The following is a 19,316-nucleotide window of genomic DNA, read 5'->3' on the forward strand; positions in this document are numbered from 1 at the left end:
TCGACGGATCCGGGGCCCGCACGTGCCGCGCCGCGAGGTGTCACACGGCGGGCAGGGCGTAGACCTCGGGCCCGTGTGTCGCCAGCAGACGGTTGCCGGAGAGTTCGATCTGCCAGGGCTCGCCGTGTTCCTTGTTGTCGTTGTAGACCCAGCGGGCCTTGCCCGACGTGGCGTCCAGGGCGAAGACACCGCCGCCCAGCGGGCCGGAGGCTCCGTACAGAGTGGTGCCGGCCTTCAGGAACGTCTGCGGCGCATGGTCGGCTCCCGGGTCCTCGCAGAGCCAGGTCCGCTTGCCGGTCTTCGCGTTCACGGCCCAGACACCGCCGTCGAAGTCTCCGGCATACAGCGTTCCGTCGATGACGGCCGGGTTGTTGAACCCTCGTCGGCCGGAAGGTGAGAGCGTCCAGACCTTGGCACCCGAGTCCGCCTCCATGGCGTTCAGTTGCTCACCCGGCAGGAAGACGAGGCCGCCCGCGACCACGGGTTGCCAGCTCCAGTCCTCGCCGATCTTCTCGGTCCACAGCTGCTCTCCGGTGGCGGTGTCCCGGGCGGTGACGTTGTGGTTGGAGTCGGCGTAGACCAGGTACGTGCCGGAGGCGGTGCCCTGGACGTCGTATTCCTCGGTGCCCCAGTCCCGGTGCTGGATCCACCCTGCCTTGCCGGTCTCGTGACTGATGGCGGCGACGGCTGTGCGGTAGTCGGTGGCGCTCTTGGAGTCACTGAAGTCCGTGGCCGTGACGTACACGTTCTTGTCGTCGACGGCGATCGTGTTCTGCACGGACAGTTGCTTGCCGAGGCGGCTGCGCCAGACCTCGTCGCCCGTCGTCACGTCACGCGCTACGAGTACGCCTTCGTAGTCGCCGTCGGCCAGGAACACTTTGCCGTCGTGGAAGAGGAGTTGGGCACCGGGACGGCAGACACCCGGCTTGGACCAGCGGGGCGTGCCCTTCTTCACGTCGTAGGCGACGAGTGGGTCACCGCTGACCAGGAGCAGCCCGTCGTGTGTGAGGAGCGGGACGCCGGTGCTGGTGCTGTCGGCCGCGGCCGACTCGTGCCACAGCGGCTGAGGTGCCACCCCGGCGGGTGGGGTCGTGAAGTTCTCGTCCACCGGATCGGCCGAACCGCCCTTGCCCGGACTGTCCGTTGCCTCGTCGGAGGCGTCGTCACCGGACGTGAGTACCCATGCGGCACCGGAACCGGCCACCGCAACAGCCGCGGCGCCACCGAGCGCCATACCCAGCACCCAGCGCCGGGAGCGGACAGAAGCGGGTGCCCCGTTCTCACCGAGCTGGACCGTGCCGGGAAGGGGTGCGCCGTACGCGGGTGCCGGTGTACCACCGGGCGGGGTTCCGTACCCGGTCGTCCCGGTCGACGGCGCCCCGTCCAGCATGGTCGGCGCCGGGCCGAAGGCGGCCGCGGTCTGAGCCTGGGCCTGCGGGGCGGTCGGGGGCGCCTCGGGAGCCTCCAGGTCCAGTATCCCCGCGGCGTGGGTCGCGATCGTCGACGCGACCGCCGAGGGCAGCCAGTCCCGCAGGGCCGCGTCGATGCCCTGCTCGGCCAGTGCCGCCACGATCTCCGAAGGTGCCGGTCGCTGCTCCGGATCCTTCATCAGGCAGGCGCGCACCAAACCGAGCAAGGACTGCGGCACGCCGGTGAGGTCCGCCTCTCCGTGCACGACCTGGTACAAGAGAGCGGCATGCGAGGCCGCGCCGTCACCGAAGGCACTCCGCCCGATCGCCGCGAACGCGAGTACCGCTCCCAGTGAGAAGACATCGGCCGCCGTTCCGATGTCCTTGCCCATCGCCTGCTCCGGCGACATGTAGCCGGGTGATCCGACGACAACCCCCGTCTGAGTCATGCGGCTTCCGTCCACCGCGCGCGCGATGCCGAAGTCGATGACACGCGGCCCGTCCGCGGCCAGCAACACGTTCGAGGGCTTGAGGTCACGGTGTATGAGGCCCGCCCTGTGGATGTCCTGGAGCGCGGCGGCGAGCCCGGCGGCCAGCGCGCGGACCGTGCGTTCCGGCAACGCTCCGTGGGTCGCGACCACGTCCGTCAGATCGGTACCGAGGACGTACGACGTGGCCAGCCACGGCAGTGGCGCGTCAGGGTCGGCGTCGACGACGGGGGCGGTGAACCGACCGGAGACCGCCTTCGCGATCTCGACCTCGTGCCGGAAACGGGCGCGGAAGTCACCGTCCGCCGCGAGATCGGGCCGGACCACCTTCACCGCGACGGTACGGCCGCCGGGCGACCTGGCGAGGTAGACGCGGCCCATGCCGCCCGCGCCGAGCCTTCGCAGCAGACGGTAGCTGCCCAACTCCTGTGGATCGTCCGGCTGCAGTGTCTCCATGGCGGGCCTTCCCCGTCGTGCCGCGTTGACGAGCACCGGGCTCGTGCGACTGTGTTCGCTACCGCAGACACAGTAAGTGACAGCTGTGGCCAGGGGAGTTACGGGTTACAGGTTACGGACAGCCCGGGCTACCCGATCTTCGACAGCCGTGCCTCCGGGCTGCCCGAGTCCTTGCTGTCGGACTCGTAGACGAGGTCGTCGCCGGTCGGGGTGAGGTGGACCGTGTGGCGGGCCTGGTTGCAGACGTCGCGGTTGGACTTCGCGCCGACGGAGGTCGCGACGAGCCGCTTCTTCGTGACCTGCTTCAGGGTGAGAACGTCGTCGCAGACGCCGCCGAAGATGTCGGTGTGCCGGAGTGTGGCCACCTGCTCGCCGACCTCCGCCTGCTCGACCGTCACCCGGAAGGTGCCCAGGGGAATGGCGATGCCCTCCCGCGAGTTGGCCTGGCCCTCCCAGGTGCCCAGGTAGGCGGTGGGGACCACGGCGGCCGGCGCCTCCGGCTGGGCGCCGCGGTCGGAACCGGCGGAGTCGCCCGGCAGCAGGTCGAGCACGAACACCGATCCGACGGTCACCGCGGCCAGCGCCCCCGCCACGGCCAGGGCCACCGTGCAGCTCATCCGGCGCCCCCGGCCGCCCTGCCCCTTGTCGGAGGTGGCGGCGACGGAGACCGAGAGCCGGCCGGGGCGGTGTCCGCCGTCGGGCCGGGTCGGCGGGTGCGTGGCGCGGGGGCCGGGTACGGCAGCGGAGGTGAGCGGGTGGGCGGGGGCGACCGATGTGTCCGACGCCGCCGTGGGCACCGGCCGTTCCGGCATCACCGGCGGCGGGCCGAACGCCCCGGAACCTGACGCACCTGACGCACCCGAGGTGCCGGGCGCCCGGCTCCCCGCCGGTCCGGTGCCGTCCACCGACGGGCTGCTGAAGTCCACGGGGCCGGACTCCGGGCCGGCCGTCGCCGCGTCGTTCCGTCCCGCCTCCAGGTGCAGCAACCGCACCGCCGACCGGCTCACCTGCTCGACCAGCGCCCCCGGCAGCCACCCGCCCGCCACCAGTCGAGCGGCGCCGCCCTCAGGGGCCAGCCGCCGGGCCACCTCCGCCGGGGTCGGACGGGCACCGGGGTCCTTGTCCAGGCAGGCCGCCACCAGTTCCCGCACCTGGTCGCCCGGGCCGTCCCGTCCGCCCAGGTCGCCCAGTTCCGGAGGCTCGTGGACGACCTTGTAGAGCAGCGCCGCCGAGGAGTCGCCGCGGAACGGCGGCTCACCCGTCGCCGCGTACGCCAGCACGGCTCCCAGCGAGAAGACGTCCGCCGCGCCCGTGACGCCCTTGCCCAGCACCTGCTCGGGCGCCATGTAACCGGGCGAACCGATGGACACGCCGCTCGAGGTGAGGGAGGCCGTACCGTCCATCGCCCGGGTGATGCCGAAGTCGATCAACAGCGGGCCGTCCAGGGTGAGGAGGACGTTCGACGGCTTCACGTCCCTGTGCACCAGGCCCAGTTCGTGCACCGCCGCCAGCGCCTCGCCCAGGCCCGCGCCCAACGCCCGTACGGTGTGGGCGGGCAGGGGACCGCCGTGCGTGACCGCCGCCGTGAGGGGCGGGCCCGCAGCGTAGGCGGTGGCGACCCACGGCACCCGGGCGTCGGGGTCGGCGTCCAGGACGGGGGCCGTCCAGGCGCCGCCCACCCGGCGCGCGGCCTCGACCTCGCGCCGGAACCTGGCGCGGAACTCCTCGTCCAGCGCGAAGTGCGGGTGCACGATCTTGACCGCGACCGTACGGCCGCCGGCGCTGCGGCCCAGGTAGACCCGGCCCATGCCGCCCGCGCCGAGCCTGCCGAGCAGCCGGTACGGCCCCACGGCCGCGGGCTCGTCGACATCGAGCGGCCGCATGGAGTCCACCCCGTCCACCCTGGCCACCCCTCCCCCGTGCCACCCGTGCTCAGGCGCCTGTCAGCAGGGTAACGGGCCGTCGCCGCGCTCTCACGGCTGCAGCAGGTCGACCTTCACGTCCGCCGCGAAGCCCGTCGTCGGCCCCACCCGGCGGGCGAACTCGGTGACCGCCGCCAGCTGCGGGGACCCGAAGCTGAAGTCGAGGGTGGTGAAGTACTGGGCCAGGGTCTTCTCGTCGAAGGCCTCCCAGCGGGCCGCCTGCTCGGCGACCTTGCCGACCTCCTCCAGGGAGAGGTTGCGGGAGGCGAGGAAGGCCTCGTGCACCTGGCGGGTAATGGCCGGCTCGCGCTCCAGGTAGTCGCGGCGCGCCGCCCAGACGGCGAACACGAACGGCAGCCCCGTCCACTCCTTCCACAGCGCGCCCAGGTCGTGCACGTCGAGCCCGTAACGGGGCCCCTCGACCATGTTCGCGCGCAGTGCCGCGTCGCCGATGAGGACGGCCGCGTCGGCCTCCTGCATCATCAGACTGAGGTCGGGCGGGCACGTGTAGTAGTCGGGCTTCACGCCGTACCGCTCGGCGAGCAGGAGCTGGGCGAGGCGTACGGAGGTGCGCGAGGTCGAGCCGAGAGCGACCCGGGCGCCGTCCAGCCGCTCCAGCGGGACCTGCGAGACGATCACGCACGACATCACCGGGCCGTCGCAGCCGACGGCGATGTCGGGGAAGGCGACCAGCTGGTCGGCGTGTTTGAGGAACTCGACCAGGGTGATCGGCCCGATGTCGAGATCTCCCTGTACGAGCTTCTCGCTGAGCTTCTCGGGGGTGTCCTTCGACAGCTCGAAGTCGAGGAGAGTGCCCGTTCTCGCGAGCCCCCAGTAGAGGGGCATGCAGTTCAGGAACTGAATGTGTCCGACGCGCGGCCGGGTGCGAGGATTGTCCACATCGCGAGGCTAGCCCTCACGCCGTGGAGTGGGCGCTCCGGGCCCCCGACATCGACTCCGCACCCGTCGGGCATATGCCGGTACCGGTCCGGCATATACCTGACATCGATCCGCCATCACCTCGACATCCGCCCGACAACCGTTCGACAACTACCCGACAGCCGTCCGGCATCCGCCCCCACACACGGGACGGCAGTGACGTTGAAACATTCGGGTGACGTGATCTTGACCTCTATTGCGCGCGGGCGGTCGCGTGCTAGGCTCGTCCGCAAGTTGCAGTTTGGTTTCCCTTGCAGTACAGAGCCTGCGGAGCATGTGACCGCGGGCTCTCGTCGTTCTCAGACGGATGCGATTGTGCGGAATTGGTCTTCACACTTGCTGGGTTCTGGAGCAGGGCAACCCTTTGGGCCCAAGGAGGGCTTATGGCTACCGGAACCGTGAAGTGGTTCAACGCCGAAAAGGGCTTTGGTTTCATCGCCCAGGAAGGCGGCGGCCCCGACGTCTTCGTCCACTACTCCGCGATCAACGCGAGCGGCTTCCGCTCCCTCGAGGAGAACCAGCAGGTGTCCTTCGACGTCACTCAGGGTCCCAAGGGCCCGCAGGCGGAGAACGTCACCCCGGTCTGATCCTCGCCGATCCGGGAACGACTAGCAGTACCCAAGGAGCCCCGCGCCGTCAGGCGAAAGGGGCTCCTGCCTTTTCCCCGGCTCCCCGCGTCAGAACCACGCGCACACCCCCTGTCAGTGGCGGCGGCTAGCCTCCCTGCCCGTGACCGATGCCACCCGCGCCTTCTACGACGCCATCGCCGAGGACTACGCCGACCACTTCCGTGACATTTTCGCCGCACAGCCGCTGGAACTGGCACTGCTGACCGGGTTCGCCGGGCTCGTCGGGGCCGGCGGTGAGGTCGCCGACCTGGGCTGCGGTCCCGGATGGGTGACGGCCCACCTGGCCTCCTGCGGTCTGGACGCCTTCGGCCTCGACCTGTCGGAATCGATGATCGGGGTCGCCCGCCGCGAGAACCCGGGCCTGCGTTTCGAACAGGGCTCGATGCTGGAGCCGGGCCTCCCCGAGGGCAGCCTGGCCGGCGTCGTCTCCTGGTACTCCAGCGTCCACACCCCGCAGGACGACCTGCCGGCCCTGTTCGCCGGGTTCCGCCGGATCCTGGCACCCGGGGGACATCTGCTGCTCGCCTTCCAGGCCGGCGAGAACGCCCGACGCCTCGAGCGTCCGTTCGGCCACCCGGTCACCCTGGACTTCCTGCGCCGCCGCCCGGACCGGATGGCGGACCTCCTGGAGGCGGCCGGGTTCACCCTCGTCCTGCGTTCCGAACGCGCGGCGGACGAGGCCAAGGGCGAGTCGACCCCCCATGCCTTCCTGATCGCCCGCACACCGCCCGCCGACGGCTCGTGAGCCGCCTCCCCCTTCCTCCCTCCCTTCCCGCTACCCCCTGTACAACCCCTCCACCTCCTCCGCGAAGTCGCGGAGGATCGCGTCGCGCCGCAGTTTCATGGACGGGGTCAGATGGCCCCTGTCCTCCGTGAAGTCGTGGGGAAGGACGGCGAAGCGGCGGATGGATTCGGGGCGGGAGAGCATCCTGTTGGCTTCGTCGATCGCGCGTTGCAGGACCGCGCGCAGTTCCTCGTCGTCCACCAGGAGCTCGACCGGGACCGGGTGCCTGCCGTTCATCCGGCACCAGTGGGTGATGCCGTCGAGGTCCAGGGTGATCAGCGCGGAGACGTAGGGGCGGCCGTCGCCCAGGACCAGGCACTGGGAGATCAGGGGGTGGGAGCGGAGCCAGTTCTCCAACGGTGCCGGGGCGACGCTCTTGCCGCCCGCCGTGATCAGCATCTCCTTCTTGCGGCCGGTGATGATCAGGTAGCCCTCGTCGTCCAGCCGGCCGAGGTCGCCCGTCGCGAGCCAGCCGTCGGGGGCCGCGGGGACGACTCCGCCGGCCTGGGGGTCCCAGTAGCCGCGCAGTACGTGCTCGCCCGCGACGAGGATCTCGCCGTCCGCCGCGATACGGATCCGGGTGCCGGGCAGCGGCCAGCCCACCGTGCCGAGGCGGGGCTGGAGCGGCGGCATGATCGTGGACGCGCCCGTGGTCTCGGTGAGCCCGTAGCCCTCGAAGATCTCGATGCCGGCGCCGGCGTAGAACGCGGCCAGGCGGCGGCCCAGCGGGGAGCCGCCGCAGATGGCGTAGCGGACCCTGCCGCCCATGGCGTTGCGGATACGGCGGTAGACCAGCGGGTCGTAGAAGGCGCGGGCGATCTTCAGTGAGCCGCTCGGGCCCTGGCCCGCACCGGTGTGGTGGGCGTCGACCGCCTCTCCGTAGCGGCGTGCCACCGAGACCGCGCGGTCGAAGGCGGGGACTCTCCTGCCCGCCTCCGCCCTGGCGCGGGCGGTGTTGAAGATCTTCTCCAGCATGTACGGGATGGCCAGCAGGCAGGTGGGCCGGAAGCTCGCCAGGTCCTCGAGCAGTTCCTCGGTCTGCAGGCTCTGCGCGTGGCCCAGCCGCACCCGGGCCCGGACGCAGGCGACGGCGACCATGCGGCCGAAGACGTGGGACATGGGGAGGAAGAGGAGGACGGAGACCTCTTCACTGGTCCGGGCCTTGAAGACCGGGTAGAGCAGTTCGATGGCGTTGTCCACCTCGGCGAAGAAGTTGCCGTGGGTGAGGGCGCAGCCCTTGGGCCGGCCGGTGGTGCCGGAGGTGTAGATCAGGGTGGCGAGGCTGTCCGGGCCGAGGACTCCCCGGCGTACCTCCACCTCCTGGTCCGAAAGGTGCGGACCGGCCTCCGCGAGCCGTTCGACGTGGCCCTTCTCCACGACCCACAGATGCCGAAGGTCGGGGAGGTGCTCCAGTTCGGGGCCGATGGCGGCGGCCTGGGCGGCCGTTTCCGTGATCAGGGCGACGGCGCCCGAGTCGTGCAGGATCCAGCGGGTCTGGAAGACGGAGGAGGTGGGGTAGACGGGAACGGTGACCAGTCCGGCCGCCCATGCGGCGAAGTCGAGGACCGTCCACTCGTAGATCGTGCGGGCCATGACGGCGATCCGGTCGCCCGGGACCAGGCCCTCGGCGATGAGGCCCTTGGCCACGGCCATGACCTGGCCGGCGAACTCGGCGGCCGTCACGTCCGTCCAACTGCCCTCCCCTGCGCCCTTGGTCCGTCCGGTGCGGCGGCTCAGGACCACCGCGTCCGGGACCGCGTGCGCGTTGTCGAAGGGCAGGTCGGCGAGCGATCCGTGCCGTACCGGTTTCGCGAACGGCGGTACCGCCGCCTCCCGTACGACCCCGTCCAGCCGCCGCGTCTCCGGCTCGACCAGGACGGGGGCGCCGTGGGCGGCACCGGTGGCGGCGGAGGATGCGGCAGAGGGTGCGGCAGAAGAGAGGGGAACGGCGGAGGAAGGAACAGCGGACACGGGCGACTCCTCGGGCGTGCAGCGGAACTGCTTGCTGCGATGACGTACGTGCCTCGCACACCGAGGCGCTCACCGGCACTCCGGCGCTCACCGGCGCCGCCGACGCGCTTTCCGGGAACGGGAGTCACCACCGGTTCGGACAGGGGATCGTACGGCCCGCCTGTGGCGGGTTCGTGCGGGTTCGGGGGCGATCCGGGACCGGGGATGTGCGACGTCGGGGGTCACCCGACGGAAACCCGCGTTTCGCTCCGGAAGCACCGCCGTCCCCTCCCCGCGGCGCATCATTACCTCCGGTAACCTCACTCCAGAGCAAGCGAAGTGTCCGTAGCGAGTGAGCCTTCACACCCCGCCGGGAGTCGCACATGGCCGACCGCCACCCGAGCCTCACCCGCTCCCCCGCCCTCGCGCCGCTTCTGGCGCGCGGCGCCGTGCTGTCGCTCTTCAAACGGCCCCACCCCGACGCCGCGTTCCCCCGCACCCGGCTGGTACTGCCCGAACCGCGGGTGGATCCGGCGCGGTTGGCGGCGTACAAACGGATCTGCGGCTTCCCGACCGGGGAGGACGCGCTGCCGCTGACGTATCCGCATGTGCTGGGCTTTCCGGCGGCCGTGCGGCTGATGAGCGGCCGGGACTTCCCGCTGCCGCTGCCGGGACTCGTCCACACCTCGGTACGGATCACCCGGCACCGGACCGTGCCCGTCACCGGGGCGCACGAACTGAGCGTGCACGTCGAGGGGTTGGCACCGCACCGGCGCGGCACGGAGGCCGCGCTGGTCACCGAGGTACGGACCTCGGGCGGCGCCCTCGTATGGGAGTCGCGGAGCACGTATCTGGCCCGGCACCGGACGTCGGGGCGGCCCGCCCCGCACCGGGAGGAGGAACCGGGTGCGCGGCGGCCGCTGCCCGTCGTCGAGGCGTGGCACCTGCCCGGGGACGCGGGACGGCGATACGGTGCCGCGTCCGGCGACCGCAACCCGATCCATCTGCACCCGCTCACCGCACGCCTCTTCGGCTTCCCCCGCGCGGTCGCGCACGGCATGTGGACGGTCGCCCGCTGCCTCGCCGCGCACGGCCTCCCGGAGGCGGTGGTGGTGCACGCCGAGTTCAAGGCGCCGGTCCTGCTGCCGGGCGCGGTGACGTACGGGGCTCAGGACGGGCGCTTCGAACTACGCGGCCCTGGCGGCCGCCTTCACCTGACCGGAGAGGTCCGCCCGGCGTGAGCGACCGGACCGGCGTCGGCGGCACTGTCCTCCGCGCCGTCCCCGCCCTCCGCGCCGTCCGCGCCGTCGGGCGGTGACCAGCGGCGGCCCGCCATCAGGTCGCCCAGCCCTTCCCAGGAGAAGTTCATCAGGGTGGCCGACGCCTGCCGGGCCGTGACGCCGGGGGTGGCGTTGGCCCAGTCGGCGAGCGCCTCGGCGGCGCCGACCAGGGCCTCCGCGAGCCCGGAGACCTCGCCCTCGGGAAGGTCGGGGTCCATGGGGGTCCCCCCTGCTCGTGGGGGTCCCCCCTGTTCATGGGGGTCCCCTCTGTTCGAGCGAAGTCGAGAACTTGGGGGAGAAGTCGAGAACTTGGGGGAGCAGCCGAGAGCTTGGGGGGATGCTTCGCGGGCGGCGGCGAGGATCAGCTCGGTCACGAAGGCCACGACCTCCGCGCGCATCGTGGCGACCTCGGCGGCGAAGACCTCGCCGTGCGTGCGGGCCTGGAGGTGCAGCACGGCCCAGGCGTCCGGGTGCCGCGCGGTGTGGGTGAAGAACGCCGTCAGGCCCGACCAGAGTTGGCGGTCCGCGGGCAGCCCGGGACCCGCGCCCGCGCGCACCGCCTCGACGAGCGCCGTCGCCTCACGGCGGATGCACGCGGTGAACAGCTCTTCCTTGGAGTTCAGATACAGGTAGACCAACGGCTTGGACACACCCGCCAGTTCGGCGATCTCGTCCATCGACGCGGCCGTGTACCCGCGTCGGCCGAAGGTCCGCACGGCGGCGTCCAGCATCTGCTGTTCGCGGACCGCCCGCGGCATCCGCTTGCTCTTCACGGCACCCATACGGGCCAGCCTACGGGCCCGTGGTGTCCTCCTGGTCCCGCCGGGAGGACACCACGGAGGCGACGGACGCCCCGGGCGCGTCGCGACGCGCCCGCCGTGCGGGGCGTCCGGTGCCGGTCAGGCCGCTGCGACCGGCACCCGCCGGGAACCGTCGGCCGGGGTGGTGTCGACGGGCGAGGAGTGGACCGAGTCGTAGGCGTCGCGGTCGAGCAGGCCCTCGCGCGCGGAGACGACGACCGGCACCAGAGCCTGCCCGGCGACATTCGTCGCGGTGCGGATCATGTCCAGGACGGGGTCGATGGCGAGGAGCAGGCCGACGCCCTCCAGGGGCAGGCCGAGCGTGGAGAGGGTGAGGGTCAGCATGACCGTCGCGCCGGTGAGGCCGGCCGTGGCGGCGGAGCCGACCACCGAGACGAAGGCGATCAGCAGGTAGTCGCCGACGCCCAGCGGGACGTCGAAGATCTGGGCGACGAAGATCGCGGCGAGAGCGGGGTAGACCGCGGCGCAGCCGTCCATCTTCGTGGTCGCCCCGAACGGGACGGCAAAACTCGCATACTCCTTCGGCACGCCGAGGCGCTCGGTGACCTTCTGGGTGAGCGGCATGGTGCCGACGGAGGAGCGGGAGACGAAGGCCAGCTGGATCGCGGGCCAGGCGCCCTTGAAGAACTGGACCGGGTTGACCTTGGCGACGCCCGCGAGCAGCGCCGGGTAGACGCCGAACAGGACGATCAGGCAGCCGATGTAGACGTCGGCGGTGAAGGTCGCGTACTGGCCGATCAGGTCCCAGCCGTAGGTCGCGATGGCGTTTCCGATGAGGCCGAGGGTGCCGAGCGGGGCGAGGCGGATGACCCACCACAGGGCCTTCTGGAGGAGTTCGAGGACGGACTCGCTCAGGGTGAGGACCGGCTGGGCCTTCTCGCCGAGCTGGAGGGCGGCGATACCCGCGACGGCGGCCAGGAAGACGATCTGCAGGACGTTCAGCTCGGTGAACGGTGTGATCACGTCGGTCGGCACGATGCCGGTCAGGAAGTCGAGCCAGGAGCCGGTCTTCTCGGGCTTCCCACCGTCCGCGGGGGTGAGTCCGGTGCCCGCGCCGGGGTTGGTGACCAGGCCGATCACGAGGCCGATGGTCACCGCGATCAGCGAGGTGACCAGGAACCAGAGGAGGGTGCGCGAGGCCAGCCGGGCCGCGTTGTTGACCTTCCGCAGGTTGGTGATGGAGACCAGGATCGCGAAGAAGACGAGCGGCGCCACGGCCAGCTTGAGCAGACCGATGAAGATGCCGCCGGTCTTCTCCAGGGCCGTGACCAGCCAGGTGACGTCCTGGCTGCGGCCGAGCCAGCCGAGCAGGACGCCCAGGACGAGGCCGGCGAGTATCTGGGCCCAGAAGGGGGCCCTCACGGGCAGCTTGAAGGACTTCGTGTTCGTGGACACGGACATGCTCCGTTGCGGGGAGGGGGGAATGCGTGAGGACGGGACGTAGCGCCAGGGCAGAGCGGGACGCCGAGGACGTGGGAAGCGCCGCACGCGGGAGGGCCGGGCCTCCGCGGGCGTCAGGACGTCAGGGCGTCGGGAACGTCAGGGGCGACAGTTCGCGGTGGTGACCCGGCAGAGGTCCACGTGCAGGCGTGCCACGAGGGGAGCCCTACGGGGTGCGGGGAACACGGCTGCTGACTTCACCCCACGACCTTAACACCTGCCCTTTGAGACTCCCATAGCCTTGCTTTGAGAGGCGGAGATCGAAAAGCACCCGCACAACACAAAGCACCCCGGTTTCCATGGGTTTTACGGAAACCGGGGTGTCGGACGACGAGGGGTGGAGCGGCGCACGGGTGGGGGAACTCACACCGCCTACGAGGCCTGCGCCTGCCCCTGCTGGGTCTGAGCCTGGGCCTGGCTCTGAGCCTGGGCCTGGCTCTGAGCCTGGGTCTGCGTCCGGGCGGCGTCGTCGGCCACGTCCTCCTGGTTGCGGTTGGCCTCCAGGTTGGCCTTCACCCGCTCGACCCGCCGCACGATCCGCTCCGAGGCCCGGTCCCGTTCCTTGCGCAGCACGACGAGGCTGATCGGGGCCGAGAACACCAGGGCGAGCAGGATGATCCACAGGCCGTTGGAGTCGCCGAGGCCGCGCGGGGCGAGGCCGGTGTAGACGAGGCCCCAGACGACCAGGAGGCAGCCCACGAAGATCCCGAAGCGCATCAACGTGTAGCGGAGCATCTCATCCACTCTCCCGGACGAAGGGTCAGAACGTGTCCCAATGGGACATCCTCCAGTGAAGCACGCCCGCCCCCGGAACCCCCGGGCGGGGGGTCAGGCCAGCGGCAGCAGCATGACGACGTCGTCCCGCTCGTCGCCCGGGGCCACCCGGATCGCGCCGGGGATCCGACCGACCTCCTTGTAGCCGCAGGAGCCGTAGAAGCGCTCCAGGCCGAGCCCGCCGCGGCAGGTGAGCCGTATCCCCTCGATGCCGGGGAGGGTGCGGGCGGCCCGTTCCGCGGCGGCGAGCAGGTCACGGCCGTACCCCTTGCCCTGGTGGCGGGGGTGGACCATCACCGTGTACAGCCAGAGCCAGTGGGTCATCAGCCGGTGGGTGTTGAGGGTGAGGAACGCCGTCGCGGCCACCCGCCCCTCCTCGTCGTACCCGACGAGCAGCCGGGACCGCTCCTCGGCCATCGCCACGAACTGCCGCACCAGCTCCGGGCGGACATCGTCCCGCGTCACCGGCGGCACGAAGCCGACGGCACCGCCCGCGTCGGTGACGTCGACCCACAACTCCAGGATGCCGTCCCGGAGTTCCGGAGTGACCGGCGGATCCAGGGTGAAGACGAGAGGCACGGCAGGGATTCTCCCTCAGACCCGCATCGGCTGCGGCGACTCGCGGCGGGCGGGGTCGGCGGGGTCGTACTCGCGGATGATCTCGTACCGCGTGTTGCGCTCCACCGGACGGAAGCCGGCGTCACGGATCAGGTCCAGCAGGTCCTCGCGGGTGAGCTTGTCCGGCGTGCCGAAGTCGTCCGCGTCATGGGTGATCTTGTACTCGACGACGGAGCCGTCCATGTCGTCCGCGCCGTACTGGAGGGCGAGTTGGGCGGTGTTGACGCCGTGCATCACCCAGAAGACCTTGACGTGCGGGACGTTGTCGAAGAGGAGACGGGAGACGGCGAACGTCTTCAGCGCCTCGGCGCCGGTCGCCATCTGCGTCCTGGCCTGGAGGCGGTTGCGGATCTTGCCGTCCTTCATGTCCACGAAGTCGTGCTGGTAGCGCAGCGGGATGAAGACCTGGAAACCGCCGGTCTCGTCCTGGAGTTCGCGCAGCCGCAGCACGTGGTCGACGCGGTGGCGGGGCTCCTCGATGTGGCCGTAGAGCATGGTGCAGGGCGTCTTCAGCCCCTTCTCGTGCGCCAGCCGGTGGATCCGCGACCAGTCCTCCCAGTGGGTGCGGTGGTCGACGATGTGCCGGCGGACCTCCCAGTCGAAGATCTCCGCGCCGCCGCCGGTGAGGGACTCGAGCCCGGCGTCGATCAGTTCGTCGAGGATCTCGGAGGCGGACAGCCCGGAGATGGTCTCGAAGTGGTGGATCTCGGTGGCGGTGAACGCCTTCAGGGACACGTCCGGCAGGGCGGCCTTCAACTCGCGCAGGGAACGCGGGTAGTAGCGCCACGGCAGGTTCGGGTGGAGCCCGTTGACGATGTGCAGCTCGGTGAGGTTCTCCGCCTCCATCTCCTTCGCGAGCTTCACCGCCTCCTCGATGCGCATCGTGTACGCGTCCTTCTCCCCCGGCTTGCGCTGGAAGGAGCAGTACGCGCAGGAGGCGGTGCACACGTTGGTCATGTTGAGGTGGCGGTTGACGTTGAAGTGGACGACGTCGCCGTTCTTCCGCGTCCGCACCTCGTGCGCCAGCCCGCCCAGCCAGGCCAGGTCGTCCGACTCGTACAGCGCGATGCCGTCCTCGCGGGACAGCCGCTCACCGGAGCGGACCTTCTCCTCCAGCTCGCGCTTGAGCCCGACGTCCATGCCGATACCCCTTTCCTGGGTTTCCCTGAGACAGACTCCGCCAACCGTAACGCCCCGGCTACCGAACCTCTTCGGGCAGCTCACCGACGCGGTTCTCCCACTTCGTGGAGAGCACGATGGTGGTACGGGTCCGGGAGACGCCCTTGGTGCCGGACAGCCGGCGGATGGTCCGCTCCAGCCCGTCCACGTCGGCCGCCCGCACCTTGAGCATGTAGGAGTCCTCGCCGGCGATGAACCAGCAGTCCTCGATCTCCCTCAGGTCCTTCAGCCGCTGCGCCACGTCCTCGTGGTCGGCGGCGTCGGAGAGCGAGATGCCGATCAGGGCCGTCACCCCGAGACCGAGCGAGGCGGCGTCCACGGTGGCGCGGTAACCGGTGATGACGCCGGCCGCCTCCAGCCGGTTGATGCGGTCGGTGACGCTGGGGCCCGACAGTCCGACGAGGCGCCCCAGCTCGGCGTAGGAGGCCCGGCCGTTCTCTCTCAGGGCCTGGATGAGCTGCCTGTCCACCGCGTCCATGCGATCGAAGCCTTCCGCTGAAGAGTCTGGAGTTTGCTGAGAGGTGGTTCGGGTGGTGGTGCTGCTGGTGCTACTGCTGGTGCTCTTGGTGTTGCTGCGGATGCTGGTGCCGCGACGGGCTCCACGGACTCGAAGGGCTCTGGGGCCCCGGCCTCCTCGGGCTCACTCGGTGCGGGTGGACCCGCCGCCGAGTTCGCCCTTCCACCGGCGGTAGAGCCGGTGCTCGACGCCCGCCGCGTCGAGCACGCGTCCGGCGACGAAGTCCACCAGGTCCTGGATGTGCGTCGCGCCCGCGTAGAAGCCCGGCGAGGCGGGCACCACGGCCGCGCCCGCGTCGTCGAGGGTGACCAGGTGCCGCAGGGTCTGGCCGTTCAGCGGGGTCTCCCGGACGGCCACGACCAGCTTGCGCCCCTCCTTCAGGGTCACGCTCGCCGACCGCTGCAACAGGTCCTTGGACAGCCCGAGCGCCACCCCGGCCACACAGGCCGTGGAGGCGGGCACGATCAGCATGCCCTTGCTCGGATACGAGCCGGAGGAGGGGCCCGCCGCGAGGTCACCGGCGGCCCAGTGCCGTACGCCGTCGAGGTCCACGGCAAAGGTGCCGGGCTTGCCGTCCGCCCCCCGGGACAGCCATTCCCGCAGGTCGTCGCGCCAGTGGGCGTCCCTGAAGGAGATGCCGGTCTCGTCCAGCAGGGTGAGCCGCGAGGCACGGCTGACGACGAGGTCGACGCTCTCTCCCGCCTGGAGGAGCGCACGGAGCACGGCAGCCGCATACGGCGTGCCGGAAGCGCCGGACACCCCCAGGATCCAAGGCGTCCGGGTCGTCTCTCCTGGCTTGAGATGGTTCACGGCACCGAGCCTATCCGGCATGGTGGGGTGGGAACCGGGCAAGGGGGCCGGTCCGTTCCCCAGGCGGACGATTCAGACGGAGGGGGCGCCATGTCCAACACCGGTTCACCGTGGTCGGGACGCGAGCGGGCGAAGACGGCGGCCGTGGTGATGGTGGCCTGGGTGGCGCTGCTGTGGCTGCTGGAAGTGGCCGACACGGTCTCCGGCCACGCCCTGGACGACTTCGGCGTCGTACCGCGCACGACCTCGGAGCTGGCCGACGTCGTCCCCTCCGCCTTCATCCACTTCGGCTTCGCCCATGTCGCGGCGAACAGCGTGCCGCTGCTGGTGCTCGGCTTCCTCGCCGCCCTCGGCGGCCTGCGCCGGTTCGCCGCCGTGTGCGCGCTGGTCATCGTCGCCGACGGGCTGGGTGTGTGGCTCATAGCCCCGGCGCACACCAACACGGCGGGCGCCTCCGGCCTGATCTTCGGCCTCTTCGGCTTCCTGCTGTGCAGTGGCTTCGTGGAGCGCCGGCCGATGGGCGTCGTCGTCGGGGTGCTGGTCGGCGCGGTCTGGGGCGGCTCGATCCTCGCGGGCATCGCCCCCGGCCAGACCGGCGTCAGCTGGCAGGGCCACCTCATCGGCCTGCTGGCCGGCGTGGCCGCGGCCTTCCTGTTCCGCCGCAGACCCGAACGCCGGGACGCGCTCACCGTGTGAGGCCGGGGCCCGGTGTGCGCGCCCTGCCCGGGCCGACGGCTCCGGACGGTCGTCCCCGCATGCGCGGGGAGCAGGTGAGCGTGAACGGGTTCATGGGCATGGCGCTCGGAACATCCCCGGAGCGGGGAGCACAAGGAGACCCTACGCCCCGCTCGTTCTCCCGCAGTCAAAAATCGAGCACGACCACCTGAAAGGGCTACAAGGTGAGTCCCCGCACCAGGAGGTCGATCAGTGCGCAGACGAAGAGGCTGATGCCGATGAAGCCGTTCGTCGAGAAGAACGCCCGGTTCAGGCGGGTCAGGTCGGTCGGGCGGACGATGGTGTGTTCGTAGACGAAGGCGCCCGCGACGATCAGGAGGCCGAGCCAGAAGAAGGCTCCGGCGTCGGTGAGGACCGCGTACCAGACGAACAGGGCCGTCGTCACGGCGTGGCAGGCGCGGGCGCCCCAGATGGCGGCCGGGATGCCGAAGCGGGCCGGGACCGACTTCACGCCGACCTCGCGGTCGGTGTCGACGTCCTGGCAGGCGTAGATCAGGTCGAAGCCGCCGATCCAGATGCCGACCGCGAGGCCGAGGACGACCGCCTCCCAGGACCAGGCGCCGGTGATCGCCAGCCAGCCGCCGACCGGCCCCATGGCCTGGGCGAGGCCCAGTATGGCCTGCGGGAAGTTGGTGAACCGCTTGCCGTACGGATAGACCACCATCGGGATCACCGCGATCGGCGCGAGGGCCAGGCAGAGCGGGTTGAGCAGGGCCGCCGCGACCAGGAACACCACGAGGGCGATCAGCGCGCCGGTCCACGCGTGCCTCACCGACACCGCGCCGGTGACCAGCTCGCGGTGCGCGGTGCGCGGGTTACGGGCGTCGATCTCGCGGTCGATGATCCGGTTGGCGGCCATCGCGAAGGTGCGCAGGCCGACCATGGCGATCGTGACCAGGAGCAGTCGGCCCCAATGGATGTTCCCGTCCCACTCGTACATCGCGGTGAGGGCCGCGATGTAGGCGAAGGGGAGGGCGAAGACCGAGTGCTCGATCATCACCAGGCGCAGGAACGCCCTGGTGCGCCCCGGCTGTCGCGGGAGCGCGGCGGAGGCCGACGTCACAGTCCGTACTCCTTCCAGCGGCGGTCGACCAGCGCCGCCGTGGCCGGGTCGGACTCGACCATGTCGGGCCAGCCGCCGTCGCGCGTGTACCCCTCCTCGGGCCACTTCTTCGTCGCGTCGATGCCCGCCTTGCCGCCCCAGAACTGCTGGTAGGAGGCGTGGTCGAGATGGTCCACGGGGCCCTCGACCACGCTGAGGTCGCGGGCGTAGTCGGTGTTGCCGAGCGCGCGCCAGGCGACCTCGTGCAGGTCGTGCACGTCGCAGTCGGAGTCGACGACCACGATCAGCTTGGTCAGCGACATCATGTGGGCGCCCCAGACCGCGTGCATCACCTTCTGGGCGTGCTTGGGGTACTTCTTGTCGATCGAGAGGATCGCGCAGTTGTGGAAGCCGCCGGCCTCGGGGAGGTGGTAGTCCACGATGTCCGGGATGATGATCTTGAGGAGGGGGAGGAAGAAGCGCTCGGTGGCGCGGCCCAGCGGGCCGTCCTCCGTCGGCGGCCGGCCGACCACGATCGACTGGAGCAGCGGGCGCTTGCGCATCGTGACGCAGTCGATCTTCAGGGCGGGGAACGGTTCCTGCGGCGTGTAGAAGCCGGTGTGGTCGCCGAACGGGCCCTCGGGGAGCATCTCCCCCGGCTCCAGCCAGCCCTCGATGACGACCTCGGCCTGTGCCGGGACCTGGAGCGGGACCGTCTTGCAGTCGACCATCTCGATCCGCCTGCCCTGCACGAACCCGGCGAACAGGTACTCGTCGATGTCGCCGGGGAGCGGCGCCGTGGAGGCGTACGTCACGGCGGGCGGGCAGCCGAAGGCGATGGCGACCGGGAGCCGCTCACCGCGTCGGGCCGCCACCTGGTAGTGGTTGCGGCTGTCCTTGTGGATCTGCCAGTGCATGCCGATGGTGCGCTTGTCGTGGCGCTGGAGCCGGTAAAGACCGAGGTTGCGGACGCCCGTCTCGGGGTCCTTGGTGTGGGTGAGGCCCAGGTTGAAGAAGGAGCCGCCGTCCTTGGGCCAGGTGAACAGCGCGGGGAGCCGGTCGAGGTCCACGTCGTCGCCGTGCAGGACGACCTCGTGCACCGGGGCGTCCTTCACCTTCTTCGGCGGTACGTGGGTCATCGCGCCGAGCTTGCCGAACGCCTCCCGCACACCGATGAAGCCCTGGGGCAGCTCGGGCTTGAGCAGACCGCCGATCTTCTCGCTGATCTCGCCGTACGACTTCAGTCCGAGCGCCTTCAGCAGCCGGCGGTCGGTGCCGTACACGTTCATGGCGAGGGGCATGCTCGAGCCGCGCACGTTCTCGAAGAGCAGTGCGGGACCGCCGGCCTTCTGCACCCGGTCGACGATCTCACCGACCTCGAGATGCGGGTCGACCTCTGCCTTGACGCGCTTGAGGTCGCCCTCGCGCTCCAGGGCCCTGAGCAGGGAGCGAAGATCGTCGTAAGCCATGGGGTCAAGTATCCCCGAACGGTTACCCTGGGCCTGTACCTGGGGGCTGTGCCG

At 70.9% G+C, this 19,316-nt stretch carries 18 protein-coding genes; 4 read left to right on the forward strand and 14 right to left on the reverse strand.

Annotated features, from left to right (window positions below; all coding sequences use genetic code 11):
* Positions 1–40: 40 nt before the first annotated feature.
* The 3 genes from DIZ27_RS07610 to DIZ27_RS07620 all read right to left on the reverse strand — a co-directional run bounded on the left by DIZ27_RS07610 (position 41) and on the right by DIZ27_RS07620 (position 5,175).
* Positions 41–2,353, reverse strand: a complete 2,313-nt coding sequence (locus DIZ27_RS07610) for a serine/threonine-protein kinase (RefSeq protein WP_109377526.1) — start codon at positions 2,351–2,353, stop codon at positions 41–43.
* A 128-nt stretch (positions 2,354–2,481) separates the two neighbouring features.
* Entirely contained in the window at positions 2,482–4,236 is a 1,755-nt protein-coding gene (locus DIZ27_RS07615) for a serine/threonine-protein kinase (RefSeq protein ID WP_109377650.1), read from the reverse strand.
* 90 nt (positions 4,237–4,326) lie between these two features.
* The gene (locus tag DIZ27_RS07620) at positions 4,327–5,175 is read right to left on the reverse strand and encodes a menaquinone biosynthetic enzyme MqnA/MqnD family protein (protein WP_109377527.1); all 849 of its coding nucleotides are present in this window, start codon (positions 5,173–5,175) and stop codon (positions 4,327–4,329) included.
* A gap of 422 nt (positions 5,176–5,597) precedes the next feature.
* Here DIZ27_RS07620 and DIZ27_RS07625 point away from each other — a divergent pair, with 422 nt between their 5' ends.
* On the forward strand, positions 5,598–5,801 hold the full coding sequence (locus tag DIZ27_RS07625) for a cold-shock protein (protein ID WP_003992177.1): 204 nt from the start codon (positions 5,598–5,600) through the stop codon (positions 5,799–5,801).
* 142 nt (positions 5,802–5,943) lie between these two features.
* Entirely contained in the window at positions 5,944–6,588 is a 645-nt protein-coding gene (locus DIZ27_RS07630) for a class I SAM-dependent methyltransferase (RefSeq protein ID WP_258308289.1), read from the forward strand.
* Positions 6,589–6,618: 30 nt separating this feature from the next.
* On the opposite strand, the gene DIZ27_RS07635 is transcribed toward DIZ27_RS07630, so the two are convergent.
* Positions 6,619–8,598, reverse strand: coding sequence for a long-chain fatty acid--CoA ligase (locus DIZ27_RS07635; protein ID WP_109377529.1), 1,980 nt, complete (start codon positions 8,596–8,598; stop codon positions 6,619–6,621).
* 362 nt (positions 8,599–8,960) lie between these two features.
* Here DIZ27_RS07635 and DIZ27_RS07640 point away from each other — a divergent pair, with 362 nt between their 5' ends.
* Complete coding sequence (locus DIZ27_RS07640; RefSeq protein WP_109377530.1) at positions 8,961–9,818, forward strand: MaoC family dehydratase; 858 nt, start codon at positions 8,961–8,963, stop codon at positions 9,816–9,818.
* Here the strand turns inward: DIZ27_RS07640 and DIZ27_RS07645 are convergent.
* The 8 genes from DIZ27_RS07645 to DIZ27_RS07675 form a co-directional block, all read right to left on the reverse strand.
* On the reverse strand, positions 9,788–10,639 hold the full coding sequence (locus DIZ27_RS07645; RefSeq protein ID WP_258308290.1) for a TetR/AcrR family transcriptional regulator: 852 nt from the start codon (positions 10,637–10,639) through the stop codon (positions 9,788–9,790). The two genes, DIZ27_RS07640 and DIZ27_RS07645, sit on opposite strands and share 31 nt — an antisense overlap.
* 117 nt (positions 10,640–10,756) lie before the next feature.
* Positions 10,757–12,079, reverse strand: coding sequence for a dicarboxylate/amino acid:cation symporter (locus DIZ27_RS07650; RefSeq protein WP_109377531.1), 1,323 nt, complete (start codon positions 12,077–12,079; stop codon positions 10,757–10,759).
* 138 nt (positions 12,080–12,217) lie between these two features.
* Positions 12,218–12,319 carry a putative leader peptide gene (locus DIZ27_RS48700; RefSeq protein ID WP_375231937.1) on the reverse strand — a complete coding sequence of 34 codons (102 nt, stop codon included), beginning with the start codon at positions 12,317–12,319 and terminating at the stop codon, positions 12,218–12,220.
* A 171-nt stretch (positions 12,320–12,490) separates the two neighbouring features.
* Positions 12,491–12,853 carry a DUF4229 domain-containing protein gene (locus DIZ27_RS07655; protein WP_109377532.1) on the reverse strand — a complete coding sequence of 121 codons (363 nt, stop codon included), beginning with the start codon at positions 12,851–12,853 and terminating at the stop codon, positions 12,491–12,493.
* A gap of 93 nt (positions 12,854–12,946) precedes the next feature.
* Complete coding sequence (locus DIZ27_RS07660) at positions 12,947–13,471, reverse strand: GNAT family N-acetyltransferase (protein ID WP_109377533.1); 525 nt, start codon at positions 13,469–13,471, stop codon at positions 12,947–12,949.
* A 15-nt stretch (positions 13,472–13,486) separates the two neighbouring features.
* Positions 13,487–14,650 carry an aminofutalosine synthase MqnE gene (mqnE, locus tag DIZ27_RS07665; RefSeq protein ID WP_109377534.1) on the reverse strand — a complete coding sequence of 388 codons (1,164 nt, stop codon included), beginning with the start codon at positions 14,648–14,650 and terminating at the stop codon, positions 13,487–13,489.
* Between the two features lie 58 nt (positions 14,651–14,708).
* Complete coding sequence (locus DIZ27_RS07670) at positions 14,709–15,167, reverse strand: Lrp/AsnC family transcriptional regulator (protein ID WP_109377535.1); 459 nt, start codon at positions 15,165–15,167, stop codon at positions 14,709–14,711.
* Between the two features lie 162 nt (positions 15,168–15,329).
* A complete protein-coding gene (locus DIZ27_RS07675; protein WP_181383422.1) occupies positions 15,330–16,016 on the reverse strand; it encodes a UbiX family flavin prenyltransferase in 687 nt (228 codons plus the stop codon).
* 90 nt (positions 16,017–16,106) lie between these two features.
* Between DIZ27_RS07675 and DIZ27_RS07680 the strand changes: the two genes are divergently transcribed.
* Entirely contained in the window at positions 16,107–16,712 is a 606-nt protein-coding gene (locus DIZ27_RS07680; RefSeq protein ID WP_109377537.1) for a rhomboid family intramembrane serine protease, read from the forward strand.
* Positions 16,713–16,908: 196 nt separating this feature from the next.
* Here the strand turns inward: DIZ27_RS07680 and mqnP are convergent, their stop codons facing one another.
* Positions 16,909–17,814, reverse strand: a complete 906-nt coding sequence (gene mqnP, locus DIZ27_RS07685) for a menaquinone biosynthesis prenyltransferase MqnP (protein WP_109377538.1) — start codon at positions 17,812–17,814, stop codon at positions 16,909–16,911.
* Positions 17,811–19,262, reverse strand: a complete 1,452-nt coding sequence (locus DIZ27_RS07690) for a menaquinone biosynthesis decarboxylase (RefSeq protein ID WP_109377539.1) — start codon at positions 19,260–19,262, stop codon at positions 17,811–17,813. The genes mqnP and DIZ27_RS07690 overlap by 4 nt, the downstream gene beginning before the upstream one ends.
* Between the last annotated feature and the right edge of the window lie 54 nt (positions 19,263–19,316).

The sequence above is a fragment of the Streptomyces sp. NWU339 genome (genome assembly GCF_003143855.1).
Classification (GTDB): Bacteria; Actinomycetota; Actinomycetes; order Streptomycetales; family Streptomycetaceae; genus Streptomyces.